Annotated in this window: 1 pseudogene; it reads right to left on the reverse strand. The window is 66.2% G+C overall.

The features are described 5' to 3' along the window. Positions 1–243 (reverse strand): annotated as a pseudogene (locus EN991_RS40560) (hypothetical protein); the annotation flags it as partial. Positions 244–429: the final 186 nt, after the last annotated feature.

Here is a 429-nt window from a genome sequence, read left to right on the forward strand (position 1 = left end):
ATCCTCACCGGTGTCGACCTCGTCGACCAGGGTCGACCATCTGCCAAAGGTTTCGAGCTTGGGTGCCGTCTGGGCGGGCGCCGGGGGCTCGGGCTGAGGTGCGGGTTGCGCAGGAGCGGGTTGCGCGGGCGCGGCTTGAGCAGGGGCGGTTTGCGCCAAGGCGTTGCCGGGGAAAGGCCCGGCGATCAAAGCAGCCAGAGCGCCAACGGCGCCAAGGTCGGCGAAACGAAATGGTCGCATCATCAAGGCTCCTGCCGGTCGCCCCGGCCTGCTGAAACGACGCTTGTCGTTGCAGCAGGCGGCAAAACTTCCTATCGCGTCAGCCGAGATAGGGATAGAGCGGGAAGCGATCGGTCAGCGCCACGACCTTGGCCTTGACCGCTGCTTCGACGGCGGCATTGCCCTCGTCGGAATTGGCGACCTTGAGAC

The sequence above is a fragment of the Mesorhizobium sp. M7A.F.Ca.US.005.03.2.1 genome (assembly GCF_003997795.1).
GTDB classification, from domain to species: Bacteria; Pseudomonadota; Alphaproteobacteria; order Rhizobiales; family Rhizobiaceae; genus Mesorhizobium; species Mesorhizobium ciceri.